Below are 18,368 nucleotides of genomic sequence, written 5' to 3' on the forward strand. Positions count from 1 at the left end.
TAATCGAGCCGCTTACCCAAGCCCCGCCCTACCCCAGTGCTACCCGCACGCAGTGTTAAACCCACATCCCTGGGTGTTCGACCATAATAATTCGCTCCACTGGAGCATGACTGTCAGGGATCACCGCATGACCACCAGCACCGCCTACAGCGACACCGCGCCTGCCCAACCGACGAACTCCGCCACCCGCGTGGCCACCGCGAGCTTCATCGGCACTGCCATCGAGTTCTACGATTTCTACGTCTACGCCACCGCCGCCGCGCTGGTGATCGGGCCGGTGTTCTTTCCGCAGACGTCCGGCACTGCCCAGATGCTCTCGGCGTTTCTTACCTTTGGCATTGCCTTTCTTGCTCGACCACTGGGTTCGGCACTGTTCGGCCATTTTGGTGACCGTATCGGGCGCAAATCGACACTGGTTGCGTCTCTGCTGCTGATGGGCGTGTGCACCACGCTGATTGGCGTATTACCAGGTTACGACAGCATTGGCGCCTGGGCGCCGATCCTGCTTTGCGTGCTGCGCTTCGGCCAGGGCCTGGGATTGGGCGGTGAATGGGGTGGCGCGGCGCTGTTGGCGACGGAGAATGCACCCAAGGGCAAACGCGCCTGGTTCGGCATGTTCCCGCAGCTTGGCCCTTCGATTGGCTTCCTGGCCGCCAACGGTCTGTTCCTGACACTGGCCATGACCCTGAACGATGAACAGTTCCGGGCCTGGGGCTGGCGGATTCCGTTTCTGCTGAGCGCCGTGCTGGTGATGGTCGGCCTGTACGTGCGCCTCAAACTCCACGAAACCCCGGTGTTCGCCAATGCCATGGCCCGTCAGGAACGGGTGAAGATTCCGCTGGTCGAGCTGTTCAGCCAGTACTGGGCGCCGATGCTGCTGGGTGCCGGGTCGATGGTGGTCTGCTACGCACTGTTCTATATCTCGACGGTGTTTTCCCTGAGTTATGGCGTATCAACGCTGGGCTACACCCGGGAAACCTTCCTCGCGCTGCTGTGCTTTGCCGTGCTGTTCATGGCCGCAGCCACACCGTTGTCGGCCTGGGCCAGCGACCGCTACGGGCGCAAACCGGTGCTGGTCATCGGGGGCGTGCTGGCGATTCTGTCCGGGTTCTTGATGGAGCCGCTGCTGACCCACGGTACGACCTGGGGCGTGGCGCTGTTCCTGTGCATCGAGCTGTTTCTGATGGGCGTGACATTTGCGCCGATGGGCGCGTTGTTGCCGGAGCTGTTTCCGACTCACGTTCGCTATACCGGTGCGTCGGCGGCCTACAACCTGGGCGGCATTGTCGGGGCCTCGGCGGCGCCGTTCCTTGCGCAGAAACTGGTGGCGATGGGGGGCTTGAGTTATGTCGGCGGGTATGTGTCGGGGGCGGCGGTGCTGAGCTTGATTGCGGTGCTGTGCCTGAAGGAGACGCGTGATAACGATTTGAATCGGGTGGCCTGATAGGCCGCCATCGCGGGCAAGCCTTGCTCCTACAGATTTGTGTCGATTCACAACTATGTGTTCGACACAAATCTGTAGGAGCAAGGCTTGCCCGCGATGCTTTTAAAGCTCTACAACAACAGCCTGAGAAGCACGGGTCGCTTTGGCACGAGCCGCTTCAATCGACTCATCCCGCGCCAACGCCACGCCCATCCGGCGCTGACCGTTGACTTCAGGTTTGCCGAACAGACGCAACGCCGTATCCGGTTCGCTCAATGCGGCACCGAGGTTGGAGAAAGCGGTCTGAGTCGACTGCCCTTCCACCAGAATCACCGCCGAAGCCGAAGGCCCGAACTGACGGATCAACGGAATCGGCAGCCCCAGAATTGCCCGAGCGTGCAGCGCGAACTGCGACAGGTCCTGGGAAATCAGGGTGACGAGGCCAGTGTCATGCGGGCGCGGCGATACTTCGCTGAACCACACCTGATCACCTTTGATGAACAACTCGACGCCAAACAGACCACGGCCACCCAAGGCTTCGGTCACGGCTTTAGCGACACGTTCGGATTCAGCCAGGGCAATCGGGCTCATCGCCTGGGGCTGCCAGGATTCCTGGTAATCGCCCTTCTCCTGACGGTGACCGACCGGCGCGCAGAACGTGGTGCCGCCGACGTGACGCACAGTCAGCAGGGTGATCTCGTAGTCGAAGTCGATGAAGCCTTCAATGATCACCCGACCTTTACCGGCACGGCCGCCTTCCTGGGCGTAATCCCACGCGGTTTTCACGTCAGCAGCGCTGCGCAGCAGGCTCTGGCCTTTGCCCGAGGAGCTCATGACCGGTTTGACCACGCATGGGAAGCCCAGGTCTTCGACGGCTTTGCTGTAATCCTCAAAGGTGTCGGCAAAGTGGTACGGCGAGGTCGGCAGGTCCAGCTCTTCGGCAGCCAGGCGACGGATGCCTTCGCGGTTCATGGTCAGCAGCGCGGCGCGAGCGGTCGGGATCACGGTGAAGCCTTCGGCTTCCAGCTCGACCAGGGTCGCGGTGGCGATGGCTTCGATTTCCGGCACGATGAAATGCGGCTTCTCGGCCTCGATCACGGCACGCAGGGCAGCGCCGTCGAGCATATTGATTACATGGCTGCGGTGGGCGACTTGCATCGCCGGCGCGTTGGCGTAGCGATCCACGGCAATCACTTCAACGCCCAGGCGTTGCAGCTCGATCACCACTTCCTTGCCCAACTCGCCACAGCCACAAAGCAATACGCGGGTCGCGGTTGGCGACAATGGAGTTCCGATACGGGTCATCTCAGGTCCTCAAAGAAGCGGATCATCGAGGGATGCAACGAAAGTAGCCTGTGGCCAGTTCTGTTAGTCAATTTCGGCGCAGCAAGCCCATATCCTGCGTTGCTCCTCCTCGCCATAGCAAGCTATGACTCGTCACAGCGCCCCGGCTATGGACTTCCTGCATCCGAACTTGAACTAACGAACTGGCCATACAGGCTACCAACGCGCTTCCCATGGGAAGAAAGCGCCGCATTTTACATGAACTGCGGGGTTTGGCTTCAGCTGGCGACGGTCTGTTTGCGCAGGCGCCAGGCCATGATCAGCCAAACAGCGGTCACACCGGCAAACTTCGAACCCATGGCGGTGAGGATCACGGCCGGGGTAAACGCGCCGATCATACCGAAGAAGATGAACGTATCGAGGGGAATGCTCAGGGCCGAACTTATCCACAGGCGATCGTGCAACGGGCGCTTGGTGATGCTGAACACCAGCCAGTCGATGCACTCGGACACCGCGAATGCCGTGGCGCTGGCCAGGGCGATGGATGGATCGGACGTGGCGTAGGACAGCACCAGCGCCGCCAGCATCGCGGCGATGGCGCCGTGGCCGAAACGGGTTTGCACCATGTCGCGCAGCACGAATACCAGACCACCCCAGGCCGACCAGATGATATCCAGGTGCGGGGCGGTGGAAAAGGCGTAGTTGATCAGCACGACGCTGCTGATGTAGGAGATCAGGAAGAGCATGGGGCGTGGGAATACCTGTCAATTTGGCGCACAGAGTACCGTAGGAGCTGCCGAGTGCAACGAGGCTGCGATCTTTTGAGGTTTTTTATACAAACAGGATCAAAAGATCGCAGCCTCGTTGCACTCGGCAGCTCCTACCAGCTCCTACAAGTCGGGGGTTTTGCCCATCATCCAGAGCAGGCCGCTGGATTTGGCGCGTTCATGACACAACCCCAACACCTTGCGCCGCTCGGCATTGTCCATCCGGCTCCAGCGAGTGATTTCTTCCACCGTGCGCTGGCACCCGGTGCAGATATCGTCATCATCCAGTGCGCAAATGTTCACGCACGGCGATAGCACAGGTCGTTCGGTCGCGTTCATTCTTCCTGCTCAACCAGATCGCGGGCATAGCGCTGCGAGTTATGCACATAGTGAGCGGCGCTGGCTTCGAGCATTTTCTTCTGTGGCTCGGTGAGTTCGCGCACAACCTTGCCCGGCGAGCCCATGACCAGCGAGCCGTCCGGGATCTCCTTGCCTTCACCGATCAGCGAGTTGGCGCCGATGATACAGTTCTTGCCGATTTTCGCGCCGTTGAGGATCACCGCGTTGATGCCGATCAGGCTGTAGTCGCCCACCGTGCAGCCATGGAGCATGGCGTTGTGGCCGATGGTCACGCCGGTGCCGATGGTCAGCGGGTAGCCCATGTCGGTGTGCATCACGGTGCCGTCCTGGACGTTGCTGTTCTTGCCGATCAGGATCAGCTCGTTGTCGCCGCGCAACACGGCGTTGAACCAGACATTGGCGCCCTCTTCGAGTTTGACCTTGCCCACCAGTACGGCATTGGGGGCAACCCAGCTCTGTGGATGGGTTTCGACGCGAGCGTCGCCCAGGCGATATTTCATCTTAGTGTCCTCAAGGCTCAGGCAGCCGCGCAGTCTTGCCATACCAAAGATGGCTTCAAATATTGATAAAGCTTTTGGGTGGGTGGTGCAGGCTGATGTCGGCGTCATAAAGCAGATTGATCAACTCGACGATCATGATCGCCGTCAACCCCCAGATCTTGTACTCGCCATAACGATAGCTCGGCACGTACCAACTGCGCCCCTGGTAATCGATGCGATGGGTGTGCTCGCGCGGGTCTTCCCGGAAGAACTCCAGAGGCACGCTGAACACGGCCGCAATCTCGGCATCGTTGGCCAGGTATTCAACGTAATCAGGAATGACGCCGACATAGGGCGTGACCTTGATGCCGTGCAGGGAGATCAGCGGGCTGAGCGGGCCGATCACTTCCACCAGCCCTGGCGGCAGGCCGATTTCTTCTTCGGCTTCGCGCAAGGCAGTGAAGATAAGGTCAGGATCCTCGGGGTCGCGGCGCCCGCCGGGGAAGGCGACTTCGCCGCCATGGGTCGAGAGCCCGCTGGCGCGCAGGGTCAGAACCAGTTCCGGTTCGTCACTGCGGGTGATCGGCACGAGTACCGCCGCCTCGGGGAAACGCTTGTCGGTTTCCAGGGTGCGTGGCGTGTGGTTGCTTACCCGATGCAGTAGCTCGTCCAGCATGAGTGTTCTCGATCTGTGCCTGTAGGGTCTATTGACGTTTGCTGACGACCGCGTTGCGCGCCAACGCGCGCGATGCTGCGTTGCGGGACTTGCCAAGGGAACAGACATTAGCTGCATCCCGCGCCTTGCCTCGCACGCGTTGGCACTGCAACGCGGTTCGCCAGCAAACGTCAACAGACCCTATGCATCATGCACCAATCACACCGACCGCCCAACCCCTGAACTGGCGCATGTCGCGAAACGACAACTTGCCGACAGACACTGCCGCACGCCAAGATAGGCGCAGCATTCAGGAACCCAAGCATGAAATTTTGCAGCCAGTGCGGCAACCCGGTCACCCAGCGCATTCCCGAAGGCGATTCGCGCCTGCGATTTGTCTGTAACAGCTGTCAGACCATTCACTATCAGAACCCCAATATCGTCGCCGGTTGCGTCGCGACCTGGGGCTCGAAGGTGTTGCTGTGCAGGCGCGCCATCGAGCCGCGACTCGGTTACTGGACGCTGCCTGCCGGCTTCATGGAAAACGGTGAGACCGTCGAGCAAGCCGCCGTGCGCGAAACCGCCGAAGAAGCCTGTGCCCGGGTGCGCAACCTGAACATCTATACGCTGATTGATGTGCCGCACATCAGCCAGGTGCATGTATTCTTCCGCGCCGAACTGGTGGACCTGGACTTTTGCGCCGGTCCCGAGAGCCTGGAAGTCATGTTGTTCGAAGAAGCCGATATCCCTTGGTCCGAGCTGGCTTTCCGCACGGTGGGCCGTACTTTAGAATGCTTCTTCGCTGACCGGCAGACGGAGGTCTACCCGGTGCGTTCCGAGTCGATTCCACCCTTGACTCAGCCAGCCATCATCTAAACTCTTGGCAGTACTTATAAATAGTCGCGACACCTCTAGGGATATCGTTTCAATGCGCTGGTTGCTTGCCCTGTTTTGCCTGTCGTTCGTTGTCGTGTCCCAGGCCTCTACCGTGGTGACCCTGGATGGCAAACCCATCGAAAAAGTACTGGTGCTCAAATCCGCCCATCAATTGCAATTGATCGCCGATGGCAAACCGCTACGAACCTACCGTATTTCCCTGGGCAAACAACCGAGGGGGCGAAGCTGATGGAAGGCGACAAGCGCACGCCGGAGGGTTTTTACTGGGTGGATTGGCGCAAGGTCAGTGACCGTTTTAATCTCGCCATGCACATCTCCTACCCGAACATTGCCGATTCCGCTCGCTCCCGTCGCGAAGGCGTCGACCCCGGCGGCATGATCATGATCCACGGCACGCCCGACACCTATGACTACCCGGAAAACCTGTTCCACACCCTGGACTGGACTGACGGCTGCATCGCCATGCGCAACATGGACATGCGCGAGGTCTGGGGACTGGTGCCGGATGGCACGATGATCGAGATTCGACCTTAACCGCTACCTTCTGTCGCCCTCAAAAAAATAAATCAAAAGATCGCAGCCTTCGGCAGCTCCTACAGGATTAATACCATTCCCACCTGTAGGAGCTGCCGAAGGCTGCGATCTTTGCTTTAAAAGTCCCCGCCCGTAATACCACTTAAAGCCAACCCCTACTCAACCCGGCCAATAGACCCGGTTTCCGTACGTCTCGAGCAAAGTGGTCTCATTGACATGGTATTTAAGTGGTATTACGTTTCGCCCTACAACCGGGCGACAACAATCTAATATCCGCATCGGAAACAACCATGAATGACATCCAGGCCCTACGTCCTGACGACTCCCAGCCGACGCCGCTGTACCTGCAACTGGCGCGCAACCTGGAAGCGGCGATCCACGCCGGCCAATGGAAAGCCGAACAAGCCATGCCGTCGGAGCGCAGCCTCAGTGAATTGCTGGGCATCTCCCGCGTCACCGCGCGCAAGGCGCTGGAAGTGCTGTTCGAGCAAGGTCTGATCCGCCGCAATCAAGGTTCCGGCACCTTCATCACTCCACGCCTGGAACAACCGCTGTCGCGCCTCTCCGGTTTCAGCGAAATGCTCCGTCTCAAAGGCTTCGTCCCCGGCTCCCAGTGGCTGGAGCGGGACATCACGCCGCCGACCCACGAAGAACTGATCCGCCTCGGCCTCTCGCCCAACGACAAGGTCGCGCGGCTCAAACGTCTGCGCAAAGCCGATGACACGGTGATGGCGATCGAGATGAGCACCCTGCCCGCCTCGATCATTCCCAAGCCGCAAGCGGTGGGCGATTCCCTCTACGAATTCCTCGACGGCATCGGCAAACCGATCGTCCGCGCCTTGCAGCACATCCAGGCGATCAACGCCTCGGACGAATTCGCCGCACTCGTCGGCATCGCCCCCGGCACCGCCATGTTGCTGATGACCCGGGTCGGCTATCTGGAAGACAACACCCCGATTGAAGTCACCGACACCTATTGCCGCAATGACTACTACGACTTTGTTGCAGAGCTGCGTAGATAAAGAGCAGCGCCGCTAAACGGCCTCGCCGCTAAACGAGAATACAGACCATGTCCGAAGACAACATCCTTACTGCCCACGGCTGGGTTCGCGGCCGGCTGATTCACCAACACGGCAAAGTCGTGTCCATCGAAGGTGTGCCCTGCGATCCGGCCGACAACGACCTGCCTTACCTGCTACCGGGTTTCATCGACCTGCACGTTCACGGTGGCGGCGGCAAAGACATCATGGAAGGCGCGACAGCCTTCGAAACCATCACCAAAACCCACCTGCGATTCGGCACGACCTCGCTGCTGGCGACCACCATGACCGCGCCGTCGGAAGAGATTTCCAGCGTGCTCAAAGCCGTCGGCGAATACTGCGAGCAGCGGCCAAAAGGCAGCGCCCGAGTGCTCGGCGTGCACCTCGAAGGCCCGTACATCAATCCCGGCAAACTCGGCGCCCAACCGAATTTCGCCCACACGGCATTGATGGCCGAAGTCGAGGAATACCTGGCGCTGGCGCCGATCCGGGTGATCACCATCGCCCCGGAAATCGCCGGCCACGACGGTTTGATCCGCGCCCTCAGCGCTCGCGGCGTGCGCATGCAAATTGGTCATACCCTCGGCAGTTACGAGGAAGGCGTCGCCGCACTCGACGCCGGCGCCACCAGTTTTACCCACCTCTACAACGCCATGAGCCCGCTGCATCACCGCGAGCCGGGCATCGTTGGCGCGGCGCTGGCCCACGCCAAATACGCCGAGCTGATTCCGGATTTGCTGCACGTACACCCCGGCGCGATGCGCGTGGCCCTGCGTTCGATCCCGTGCCTGTATTGCGTCACCGATTCCACCGCTGCCGCTGGTATGCCCGATGGTGAATACAAGCTCGGCAGCCATACCGTGACCAAATGCCTGGGCGGTGTGCGCCTGGCCGACGGCACCCTCGCCGGGAGCACCCTGACCATGGATCAGGCCCTGCGCAACCTGGTGAAGATCGGTTTGCCGATCGCCGAAGCCTCGCAACGTCTTTCGCAATTCCCCGCCGACTACCTCGGCATCACCGAACGCGGCCGCCTGCAACCCGGTAGCTGGGCCGACTGCGTGCGGCTGGATCGCTCACTCACACTGACCGCCGTCATGGTCGAAGGAGAAGACATTGACTTCAAAAATGCTTGAAGAGGCGCTGTCCTCGTTCGAGGCCGTGCAAGCCCAATTGCAGCAACTCGACCCGCAGATGATCGAGATCGCCGCACGCCTGCGCCGTCAGCCGCCGCAAGTGGCGATGACCGTCGCCCGTGGCAGCTCCGACCACGCGGCGAGTTACTTCGCCTACCTGACCATGCAACAACTGGGCATCCCGGTGGCGTCGTTGCCGATGTCGGTGGTGACCATGCAACAGGCGCCGTTGAAGGTCAGTGGCCAGGTCGCGTTTGCCTTCTCGCAATCGGGTCAAAGCCCGGACCTGGTGAACAGCCTGCGTCTGTTGCGCAAACGCGGCGCCCTGAGCATTTCCATGGTCAACGCCGAGGGTTCGCCGCTGGAAGCCGCGTGTGAATTCAGCCTGCCGCTGTTGGCCGGCATCGAAAGCAGTGTCGCCGCGACCAAGAGTTTTATCGCCACCCTCAGCGCCAGTGCCCGACTGATCGCCCACTGGAAAGACGACGTGGAATTGCTCGAGGCCGGCAACGCACTGCCCCAAGGTCTGCGCGAGGCGGCGCAGCAGGATTGGAGCCTGGCCATCGATGCCTTGCGCGATTGCCAGCGCCTGATGGTCATCGGCCGTGGCGCCGGTTTTGCCATCGCCCAGGAAGCCGCGCTGAAATTCAAGGAAACCTCGGCGATCCAGGCCGAAGCCTTCAGCAGCGCCGAAGTCCGTCACGGCCCGATGGCGTTGATTGGCGAGCAATACCCGCTGCTGGTGTTCGCTCCGCGCGGTGCCGAGCAGGCCGGTTTGCTGAGTCTGGCCGCCGACATGCGCCAGCGCGGCGCCCGGGTATTGCTGGCCGCGCCGGATGACATCACTGAGCGTGACCTGACCCTGACCCGCGCCGAGCACCCGGCCCTCGACCCGATTCTGGCGATCCAGAGTTTCTACGTGATGGCCGCCGGTTTGGCCGTCGCCCGCGGCATGGACCCGGACCAGCCACGGCATTTGAGCAAAGTCACGCGTACCCATTGAGTCCAACGCATCTTTGATGGCGGCCGAATAACCCGGTAGGAGCTGCGTAGGAGCTGTCGAGTGAAACGAGGCTGCGATCTTTTGATCTTAAAAAACAAAATCAAAAGATCGCAGCCTTCGGCAGCTCCTACGGGGACCGGGCAGGCGCTGTACCGAACCGTAGTTTTTACTGATGAGACCGAGCCATGCACAACAATAATAAAGAGCTGACCTTAAGCGCCCCGCTCAGCGGCCCGGTGCTCACGCTCGCCAAAGTCCCGGACCCGGTGTTCGCCAGCGGCGCCATGGGTGACGGGATCGCCATCGACCCGCTGAACGACACGCTGCATGCACCCTGCGCCGGTGTCGTGGTGCACGTCGCCCGCACCGGCCACGCCATCACCTTGCGCGCCGACAACGGCGCCGAATTGCTCCTGCACCTGGGCCTCGACACCGTCGAGCTGCAAGGCGAAGGCTTCTCGGTGCTGGTCAAGGAAGGCGCGCGGGTCAGCAATGGCCAGCCGTTATTACGCTATGACCTGGACAAGGTCGCGCAACAGTGCAAAAGCCTGGTCAGCCTGATGATCCTGACCAACAGCCAGGACTTTCAGGCGCGACCGATCACGTTGAAACCGGTAAAGGTCGGCGATCCACTGCTGCATATCGTTCAGCGACTGGCCAATGGTGCGCAGGCTGACGTCGAGGTTTGCGGCATCGAAGTTCACGGCCACGTGCACGTCGCTCATCGCGGTGGGTTGCATGCTCGGCCAGCGGCGCTGATTCGCCAGACCGCACAAGGTTTCAAGAGCAAGTCGCGGCTGCATTTCGCCGGCAAGTCGGCGTCTTGCGACAGCTTGATCGGGCTCATGAGCCTGGCTGTCGGTGAACAGGAAGAAGTTCAAGTCAGCACTCAGGGCCCGGATGCTAAAGCGGCGTTGCAAGCGTTGTTGACCGCGCTATCCACAGCCCTGGCCGAAGACAGTCACGCGGCGGCGGCGGCACCGATTGCCCAGCGTCATCGCGCAGTTGAAGCGGGTGTGTTGCACGGTGTTTGCGCGTCGCCCGGCCTGGTCGCAGGACCATTGTTTCAGCTGAACGCGATCAGCCTGCCCGTGGACGCCGGCAGCCACGATCCCGAGCAACAACTGCACGCCCTCGACACTGCGCTGAACGTCGTGCGCAGCGACATCGACCACACCCTGACCCAAGCCAGAAAGCACAAAAACACCGACGAAGAAGCGATCTTCGCCGCGCACCTGGCCTTGCTCGAAGACCCGGCTTTGCTGGACGCCGCTGCGCAATCAATCGACCAGGGCATGGCCGCAACCCACGCATGGAGCCAATCGATCGACGTGCAATGCGACGTCCTTCAGCAACTCGGCAGCGCATTGCTGGCCGAACGCGCCAACGATTTGCGCGACCTCAAGCAACGGGTGCTGCGTGCCCTGCTGGGTGAAGCCTGGCACTACGACGTGCCGGCCGGCGCCATCGTCGTCGCCCACGAACTAACGCCTTCGGACTTGCTGCAACTGAGCCAGCAAGGTGTCGCTGGATTGTGTATGGCGACGGGCGGCGCGACGTCTCACGTGGCGATTCTGGCTCGCGGCAAAGGTCTGCCGTGCATGGTTGCGCTGGGTTCGGCGCTGCTGGATCAGAAGCAAGGCCAAGCGGTGGTGCTGGATGCCGACGGCGGTCGCCTCGAACTGACGCCGACCGCCGAGCGCCTGGCCGAGGTGCGTCAGGCACAACTCGATCAGCAACAACGTCGCACCGAGCAACAGGCCCAGGCGCACACCCCGGCGCGGACCCTCGACGGCGTGCTCATTGAAGTCGCCGCCAATGTGGCATCAAGTTCTGAAGCAGCCGATGCGTTGGCCAATGGCGCCGATGGCGTCGGCCTGCTGCGCACCGAATTTCTCTTCGTCGACCGCAACACCGCGCCGGACGAACAGGAGCAGCGCCTCGCCTACCAAGCCGTGCTCGACGCCATGGGCGACAAGTCGGTGATCATCCGCACTATCGATGTCGGCGGCGACAAGCAACTCGACTATCTGCCGCTGCCGATTGAAGCCAACCCGGTACTCGGCCTGCGCGGCATTCGCCTGGCTCAGGTGCGGCCGGAACTGCTCGATCAGCAACTGCGTGCGCTGTTACACGTCAGTCCGTTGTCGCGCTGCCGGATCCTGTTACCGATGGTCACTGAAGTCGATGAGCTGCTGCACATCCGCCAACGCCTCGATGCCTTGTGCATCGAGTTGGAGCTGACCCAACGCCCGGAACTGGGCGTGATGATCGAAGTCCCGGCCGCCGCACTCCTGGCCGAGCAGCTTGCAGAGCATGCGGACTTTCTGTCCATCGGCACCAACGATTTGTCCCAGTACACGTTGGCCATGGACCGCGACCACGCCGGCCTCGCTTCGCGGGTCGATGCGCTGCATCCAGCGCTGCTGCGATTGATCGCCCAGACCTGCGCCGGCGCAGCGGTGCATAACCGTTGGGTCGGGGTTTGCGGTGCACTGGCCTCCGATCCGCTGGCCACACCGGTATTGATTGGCCTGGGGGTCAGCGAGTTGTCGGTCAGCCCGGTGCAGATCGGTGAAATCAAGGACCGCGTCCGTCGTCTGGACCTGAGCGAATGCCGACGCATCAGCCAGGGCCTGCTCAAGTTGAGTAGCGCTAGCGCGGTGCGTCACGCCTGTCACCAACATTGGCCTCTGAGCTGAACAGCAGCTCTAAAACAAAAAGAACACAGGGAGAACCGCCATGTACCAATACTTTATCGAAGGCCTGCAGCGCCTCGGCCGCGCGCTGATGCTGCCGATCGCGATCCTGCCGATCGCCGGCCTGTTGCTGCGCCTGGGCGACACCGACCTGCTGAACATCGCGATCATCCACGACGCCGGTCAGGTGATCTTCGCCAACCTGGCGATGATCTTCGCCATCGGCATCGCGGTCGGCTTCGCCAAGGACAACAACGGCACCGCAGGCCTTGCCGGGGTGATTGGTTACCTGGTGATGATCTCCACGCTCAAGGTGCTCGATGCAAGCATCAACATGGGCATGCTCGCCGGGATCGTCAGCGGCTTGATGGCCGGCGCGCTGTATAACCGCTTCAAGGACATCAAGCTGCCGGAGTACCTGGCGTTCTTCGGCGGGCGGCGCTTCGTGCCGATTGTCACCGGTTTTGCCGCCGTTGGCCTGGGCCTGGTCTTCGGCCTGATCTGGCCGCCGATCCAGCAAGGCATCAACAGCTTCGGCGCATTGATGATGGAAAGCGGCAGTTTCGGCGCGTTCGTCTTCGGCGTGTTCAATCGCCTGCTGATCGTCACCGGCCTGCACCATATCCTCAACAACATGGCGTGGTTCGTGTTCGGTAACTTCACCGACCCGACCACCGGTGCCATCGTCACCGGCGACCTGTCGCGTTACTTTGCCGGCGACCCGAAAGGCGGCCAGTTCATGACCGGCATGTTCCCGATGATGATCTTCGGCCTGCCCGCCGCGTGCCTGGCGATGTATCGCAATGCCCTGCCGGAACGCCGCAAAGTGATGGGCGGGATTTTTCTGTCGATGGCATTGACCTCGTTTTTGACCGGAGTGACTGAACCGATCGAATTTGCCTTCATGTTCCTCGCACCGATGTTGTACCTGGTGCATGCGCTGCTGACGGGTTTGTCGATGGCCATCACCAACGCCTTGAATATCCATTTAGGCTTCACCTTCTCCGGTGGCTTCATCGACATGGTGCTGGGTTGGGGTAAATCCACCAATGGCTGGCTGGTGGTTCCGGTAGGGTTGGCGTATGCCGCGATCTACTACGTGGTGTTTGATTTCTGCATTCGCCGCTTCAACCTCAAGACACCGGGGCGTGAAGATGTGCCGACTGGCGACAAAGTCGTGTTCGCTGAAAACGAAAGGGCCGCGGCGTATATCAAGGCGCTGGGCGGTGCAGAGAATCTGATCACTGTGGGTGCATGTACCACCCGGCTGCGGCTGGACATGGTGGATCGCAACAAGGCAAACGATGCGCAGTTGAAAGCGCTGGGGGCGATGGCGGTAGTTCGGCCCGGCAAGGGCGGGAGCTTGCAGGTGGTGGTCGGCCCGTTGGCCGACAGCATTGCTGATGAGATGCGGTTGGCGATGCCGGCGCTGGGCCGCACAGTCATCACTGCGCCCGTAGCGGTTGTCGAGGTGATAAAACCTGTCGCGGTGCCGGAAGCGCAACAGTGGCTGAGTGCGCTGGGAGGCGGGGAAAATGTGTTGCGGATGGATTGCATCGCCATGACCCGGATCCGCTTGCAACTGGCGGATGGCAAGGCGTTGTCGGAGTGTCAGTTGAAGGAATTGGGATGCCATGGCGTCAGCCAATTCGAGGGCGGGGTTTGGCATTTGTTGATTGGCGACAAGGCGCCGAGTTTGAGTGAGGCGTTGGAGGCGTTAGTGAATCGTAGCGAGGTGAGTGCGAAGGTTTAGAGGGTTGGCGCTGCTTAGCCCGCGAAGAGGCCCGCCCAGACAACAAAAAACCCGCTGATTTTCATCAGCGGGTTTCTCGTTTCAGCAGCCAGGAGGATCAGAAATCCTCCAACCGCCACACCTCATAAGCCGGCGTCTCATAGGGATGGCTTTCTTTCAAAGCCACCACCACCGCCCGAATCGACTCATCGCTGGCCACCAGCTCAACCTTCCACTCCTCAACCTGCTCGACCTGCCCCGCTTCCCCAATAAACGGCTGACTGCCATCCAAAGGTCGAAACTGGCCAAGGCCGAGCACTTGCCAGGCGCAATGGTCGTAGGCACCGATCCGCCCGCCACCGGCGGCGAACACGGCACTTTTGACCTGTTCCACATGACTGGCCGGAACAAAAAGGAAAGCTTGTACATAGCTCTCAGCTCACCCGCTTTTAGTTAACCCAGACGCGCGCATTACGGAACATACGCATCCAGGGTGCGTCTTCGTTCCAGTCTTCCGAACGCCACGAGTTCTGCACGGCGCGGAACACGCGTTCCGGGTGCGGCATCATGATGGTGACGCGGCCGTCGCGGCTGGTCAAACCGGTGATCCCGCGCGGCGAGCCGTTCGGGTTGGCCGGGTATTTCTCGGTGACCTTGCCATGGTTGTCGACGAAGCGCATCGCTACGCAACCCGACAGATCGGCTTCCAGCAGGGCTTCTTCGCTTTCGAACTCGGCATGACCTTCACCGTGAGCGATGGCGATTGGCATGCGCGAGCCGGCCATGCCTTGCAGGAAGATCGAGTTCGATTCCTGGACCTGAACCATCGCCACGCGGGCTTCGAACTGCTCGGAACGGTTACGCACGAAGTGCGGCCAGAACTCGCTGCCCGGGATGAGTTCGTGCAGGTTGGACATCATCTGGCAACCGTTGCACACGCCGAGGGTGAAGCTGTCGTTACGTTCGAAAAAGCCCTGGAACGCATCGCGAGCACGGCTGTTGAACAGCGCGGACTTGGCCCAGCCTTCGCCGGCACCCAGTACATCGCCGTAGGAGAAACCGCCGCAAGCGACCAGGCCCTTGAAGTCGTTCAGGTCGACACGGCCGGCCAGAATGTCGCTCATGTGCACGTCAATCGCGTTGAAACCGGCGCGGTCGAACGCGGCGGCCATTTCCACCTGGCCGTTGACGCCCTGCTCACGCAGAACGGCAACCTGTGGGCGGATGTTTTTCTTGATGTAAGGCGCGGCGACGTCCTGGTTGACGTCGTAGCTCAGCTTGACGCTCAGGCCGGGTTGTCTTCTTCCAGCAGCACGTCGAACTCTTGCTCGGCGCAGTCGACGTTATCGCGTAGACGCTGGATCTGGTAGCTGGTTTCAGCCCACTGCCGTTGCAGCAGACGACGCTGACCTTCGAACACGGTTTCACCGTTGAAGGTGATGCTGATCTGGCCGTTGTTCATCGGCTGACCGATCACCGACACGCAGTCGCCCAGACCGGCCGCGCTGAACTGCGCGAGGATATCTGGCGTGGCGTCCTGGCGAACCTGGATCACGGCGCCCAGCTCTTCGTTGAACAGGATCGCGGCGATATCAGCTGAAGTCTCCGCCAGACCGTCGAGGTTCAGGCTCAGGCCGCAGTGACCGGCGAAAGCCATTTCCACCACGCTGGTCAGCAGGCCACCGTCGGAACGGTCGTGGTAAGCCAGCAGGTGACCGTCGGCGTTGAGGCCCTGGATCACCGCGAAGAAGGCTTTGAGGTCTTCGGCATCATCGACGTCCGGCGCTTGCGAGCCGAGCTTGCCGTGAACCTGGGCCAGGATCGAGGCGCCCATGCGGTTCTGGCCACGACCCAGGTCAATCAGGATCAGGTCGGTGGTGCCTTTGTTCATGCGCAGTTCCGGCGTCAGGGTCTGACGAATGTCAGCCACGGGTGCGAAACCGGTCACGATCAGCGACATCGGCGAGGTAACGGTCTTGTCGACGCCCTCGTCGTTCCAGCGCGTGGCCATGGACATGGAGTCCTTGCCCACCGGAATGGTGATACCCAGGTCCGGGCACAGTTCCATGCCCACCGCTTTCACGGTGTCGTACAGACGCGCGTCTTCACCCGGGTGACCGGCAGCCGACATCCAGTTCGCCGACAGTTTGATGTCGGAGATCTTGTTGATGCGCGAAGCGGCGATGTTGGTCAGGGTTTCGCCGATGGCCATGCGGCCCGACGCCGGAGCATCCAGCAGTGCCAGCGGAGTACGCTCGCCCATGGCCATGGCTTCACCGGTGTAGACGTCGAAGCTGGTGGCGGTGACGGCAACGTCGGCCACCGGGACCTGCCACGGGCCGACCATTTGGTCACGGGCCACGAGGCCGGTGATGGTGCGGTCGCCGATGGTGATCAGGAAGCTTTTGCTGGCCACGGCCGGGTGATGCAGAACGCGTTCGACGCAGTCGGCAATCTCAAGCGTCGACGGATCGAAGTCGTCGCCCAGTTCGTTTTCACGAACGGCCGAACGGTGCATGCGCGGGGCTTTGCCCAGCAGCACTTCGAGTGGCATGTCGACCGGATCGTTGCCGTAGTGGCTGTCGGTGACCGTCAGTTGCGGCTCGGCAGTGGCTTCGCCGACCACGGCAAACGGGCAACGCTCACGTTCGCAGATCGCCTGGAAGCGTTCGAAGTCCGCCGGGCCGACTGCCAGAACGTAGCGTTCCTGGGATTCGTTACTCCAGATTTCGTGCGGGGCCATGCCCGGCTCGTCGTTTGGAATGTTGCGCAATTCGAAACGGCCACCACGGTTACCGTCGTTGACCAGTTCCGGGAAGGCGTTGGACAGGCCGCCCGCGCCCACGTCATGGATGAAGCTGATCGGGTTCTTGTCACCCAACTGCCAGCAACGGTCGATGACTTCCTGGCAGCGACGTTCCATTTCCGGGTTTTCGCGCTGTACCGATGCGAAGTCCAGGTCTGCCGAGCTGGTGCCGGTGGCCATGGAGGAAGCGGCGCCGCCGCCCAGGCCGATCAACATGGCCGGGCCGCCGAGGACGATCAGCTTGGAGCCGACGGTGATCTCGGCTTTCTGTACGTGTTCGGCACGGATGTTACCCATGCCGCCGGCCAGCATGATCGGCTTGTGGTAACCGCGAACTTCGTCGCCACGCGGGGTGGTGATCGACTGTTCGAAGGTACGGAAGTAACCGGTCAGGGCTGGACGGCCAAATTCGTTATTGAACGCGGCGCCACCCAGTGGGCCTTCGATCATGATGTCCAGCGCGGTGACGATGCGCTCAGGCTTGCCGTACGGCACTTCCCACGGCTGTTCGAAGCCCGGGATTTGCAGGTTGGATACGGTGAAACCGGTCAGGCCAGCCTTTGGCTTGGCACCACGACCGGTCGCACCTTCGTCGCGAATCTCGCCGCCACTACCGGTGGCTGCACCCGGGAACGGGGCAATCGCGGTCGGGTGGTTGTGCGTCTCGACTTTCATCAGGATGTGCACCGGCTCCTGCACCGCGCCGTACTGGCGGGTTTCAGGGTCCGGGAAGAAACGGCCGGCGACGTTGCCGACGATGACCGAAGCGTTGTCCTTATAAGCCGACAGAACGCCTTCACTGTGCATCACGTAGGTGTTCTTGATCATGCCGAACAGGCTTTTTTCCTGGCTCTGACCGTCAATGTCCCAACTGGCGTTGAAGATCTTGTGACGGCAGTGCTCGGAGTTCGCCTGGGCGAACATCATCAGTTCGATGTCGTGCGGGTTGCGCTTCAAGCCGACGAAGGCGTTGACCAGGTAATCGATCTCGTCTTCGGCCAGGGCCAGGCCCAGCTCGGTATTGGCTTTTTCCAGCGCGGCGCGACCGCCACCCAACACGTCGATGGCGGTCAGGGGCTTGGGCTCGGCATGGCTGAACAGACCGGCGGCCTGTTCGAGGTTGCCCAGGACGATCTGGGTCATGCGGTCGTGCAGCACGTCAGCAATCAGCTGTGCTTCGGCGTCGCTGAACTGGCCGGCCACGTAGAACGCGATGCCGCGTTCCAGGCGCTGGATTTTGCTCAGGCCGCAGTTGCGAGCGATGTCGCTGGCTTTACTGGACCAAGGCGAAATGGTGCCAAAACGCGGCAACACCAGGAACAGACGACCGGTCGGTTCTTGCACCGGGACACTTGGGCCGTACTTCAGAAGGCGCGCAAGCACCTGCTGTTCGTCGCCGGTCAGGACGCCGGTGACTTCGGCGAAGTGAGCGAATTCAGCATACAAGCCGCTGACAGCCGATACCTTCTGGCTCAGTTGCTCAAGGAGTTTGCTGTGGCGAAAGGCAGAAAGGGCAGGAGCGCCGCGCAGGATCAACATCTTCGGGACAGCCT

At 61.3% G+C, this 18,368-nt stretch carries 12 protein-coding genes and 3 pseudogenes; 8 read left to right on the plus strand and 7 right to left on the minus strand.

Features of this window, described 5'->3' with window-relative positions; translation table 11 throughout:
• The first annotated feature begins 127 nt into the window (after positions 1 to 127).
• Positions 128 to 1,444, plus strand: coding sequence for an MFS transporter (locus JFV26_RS22940; protein ID WP_201195612.1), 1,317 nt, complete (start codon positions 128 to 130; stop codon positions 1,442 to 1,444).
• A gap of 102 nt (positions 1,445 to 1,546) precedes the next feature.
• On the opposite strand, the gene purT is transcribed toward JFV26_RS22940, so the two are convergent.
• The 5 genes from purT to JFV26_RS22965 form a co-directional block, all read right to left on the minus strand.
• A complete protein-coding gene (gene purT / locus JFV26_RS22945; protein WP_201195614.1) occupies positions 1,547 to 2,728 on the minus strand; it encodes a formate-dependent phosphoribosylglycinamide formyltransferase in 1,182 nt (393 codons plus the stop codon).
• Positions 2,729 to 2,985: 257 nt separating this feature from the next.
• Positions 2,986 to 3,453: a VUT family protein gene (locus JFV26_RS22950; protein WP_201195616.1), complete on the minus strand. Its 468-nt coding sequence runs from the start codon at positions 3,451 to 3,453 to the stop codon at positions 2,986 to 2,988.
• Between the two features lie 144 nt (positions 3,454 to 3,597).
• Positions 3,598 to 3,813 carry a DUF1289 domain-containing protein gene (locus JFV26_RS22955; protein WP_201195618.1) on the minus strand — a complete coding sequence of 72 codons (216 nt, stop codon included), beginning with the start codon at positions 3,811 to 3,813 and terminating at the stop codon, positions 3,598 to 3,600.
• Positions 3,810 to 4,334: a gamma carbonic anhydrase family protein gene (locus JFV26_RS22960; protein ID WP_007954617.1), complete on the minus strand. Its 525-nt coding sequence runs from the start codon at positions 4,332 to 4,334 to the stop codon at positions 3,810 to 3,812. Before JFV26_RS22960 ends, JFV26_RS22955 begins: the two co-directional genes overlap by 4 nt.
• Before the next feature lie 55 nt (positions 4,335 to 4,389).
• Positions 4,390 to 4,989, minus strand: coding sequence for a CoA pyrophosphatase (locus tag JFV26_RS22965; RefSeq protein ID WP_201195620.1), 600 nt, complete (start codon positions 4,987 to 4,989; stop codon positions 4,390 to 4,392).
• 303 nt (positions 4,990 to 5,292) lie between these two features.
• On the opposite strand from JFV26_RS22965, the gene JFV26_RS22970 reads away from it, so the two are divergent.
• The 7 genes and pseudogenes from JFV26_RS22970 (at position 5,293) to nagE (ending at position 14,030) form a co-directional block, all read left to right on the plus strand.
• Entirely contained in the window at positions 5,293 to 5,844 is a 552-nt protein-coding gene (locus tag JFV26_RS22970) for an NUDIX hydrolase (RefSeq protein ID WP_201195621.1), read from the plus strand.
• A 52-nt stretch (positions 5,845 to 5,896) separates the two neighbouring features.
• Positions 5,897 to 6,399: pseudogene (locus JFV26_RS22975) on the plus strand (L,D-transpeptidase family protein).
• A gap of 290 nt (positions 6,400 to 6,689) precedes the next feature.
• Positions 6,690 to 7,421: a GntR family transcriptional regulator gene (locus JFV26_RS22980; RefSeq protein WP_201195622.1), complete on the plus strand. Its 732-nt coding sequence runs from the start codon at positions 6,690 to 6,692 to the stop codon at positions 7,419 to 7,421.
• A 47-nt stretch (positions 7,422 to 7,468) separates the two neighbouring features.
• Positions 7,469 to 8,575: an N-acetylglucosamine-6-phosphate deacetylase gene (gene nagA, locus JFV26_RS22985; RefSeq protein WP_201195623.1), complete on the plus strand. Its 1,107-nt coding sequence runs from the start codon at positions 7,469 to 7,471 to the stop codon at positions 8,573 to 8,575.
• Positions 8,556 to 9,578, plus strand: coding sequence for an SIS domain-containing protein (locus tag JFV26_RS22990; RefSeq protein ID WP_201195624.1), 1,023 nt, complete (start codon positions 8,556 to 8,558; stop codon positions 9,576 to 9,578). Before nagA ends, JFV26_RS22990 begins: the two co-directional genes overlap by 20 nt.
• A 185-nt stretch (positions 9,579 to 9,763) precedes the next feature.
• Entirely contained in the window at positions 9,764 to 12,280 is a 2,517-nt protein-coding gene (gene ptsP, locus JFV26_RS22995; protein WP_201195625.1) for a phosphoenolpyruvate--protein phosphotransferase, read from the plus strand.
• A 40-nt stretch (positions 12,281 to 12,320) separates the two neighbouring features.
• Positions 12,321 to 14,030: an N-acetylglucosamine-specific PTS transporter subunit IIBC gene (nagE, locus tag JFV26_RS23000; protein WP_201195626.1), complete on the plus strand. Its 1,710-nt coding sequence runs from the start codon at positions 12,321 to 12,323 to the stop codon at positions 14,028 to 14,030.
• Positions 14,031 to 14,127: 97 nt separating this feature from the next.
• Here nagE and JFV26_RS23005 read toward each other — a convergent pair.
• Both JFV26_RS23005 and purL read right to left on the minus strand, forming a co-directional pair.
• Positions 14,128 to 14,438 (minus strand): annotated as a pseudogene (locus JFV26_RS23005) (NGG1p interacting factor NIF3).
• Between the two features lie 20 nt (positions 14,439 to 14,458).
• Positions 14,459 to 18,354, minus strand: a pseudogene (gene purL / locus JFV26_RS23010) (phosphoribosylformylglycinamidine synthase).
• Between the last annotated feature and the right edge of the window lie 14 nt (positions 18,355 to 18,368).

The organism is Pseudomonas sp. TH31 (genome assembly GCF_016650815.1).
Taxonomy (GTDB): domain Bacteria; phylum Pseudomonadota; class Gammaproteobacteria; order Pseudomonadales; family Pseudomonadaceae; genus Aquipseudomonas.

Coding starts and splice junctions, on each gene's coding strand:
- JFV26_RS22940 (WP_201195612.1), top strand. CDS start 128: ATGACCACCAGCACCGCCTACAGCGACACCGCGCCTGCCCAACCGACG.
- purT (WP_201195614.1), bottom strand. CDS start 2,728: ATGACCCGTATCGGAACTCCATTGTCGCCAACCGCGACCCGCGTATTG.
- JFV26_RS22950 (WP_201195616.1), bottom strand. CDS start 3,453: ATGCTCTTCCTGATCTCCTACATCAGCAGCGTCGTGCTGATCAACTAC.
- JFV26_RS22955 (WP_201195618.1), bottom strand. CDS start 3,813: ATGAACGCGACCGAACGACCTGTGCTATCGCCGTGCGTGAACATTTGC.
- JFV26_RS22960 (WP_007954617.1), bottom strand. CDS start 4,334: ATGAAATATCGCCTGGGCGACGCTCGCGTCGAAACCCATCCACAGAGC.
- JFV26_RS22965 (WP_201195620.1), bottom strand. CDS start 4,989: ATGCTGGACGAGCTACTGCATCGGGTAAGCAACCACACGCCACGCACC.
- JFV26_RS22970 (WP_201195621.1), top strand. CDS start 5,293: ATGAAATTTTGCAGCCAGTGCGGCAACCCGGTCACCCAGCGCATTCCC.
- JFV26_RS22980 (WP_201195622.1), top strand. CDS start 6,690: ATGAATGACATCCAGGCCCTACGTCCTGACGACTCCCAGCCGACGCCG.
- nagA (WP_201195623.1), top strand. CDS start 7,469: ATGTCCGAAGACAACATCCTTACTGCCCACGGCTGGGTTCGCGGCCGG.
- ptsP (WP_201195625.1), top strand. CDS start 9,764: ATGCACAACAATAATAAAGAGCTGACCTTAAGCGCCCCGCTCAGCGGC.
- nagE (WP_201195626.1), top strand. CDS start 12,321: ATGTACCAATACTTTATCGAAGGCCTGCAGCGCCTCGGCCGCGCGCTG.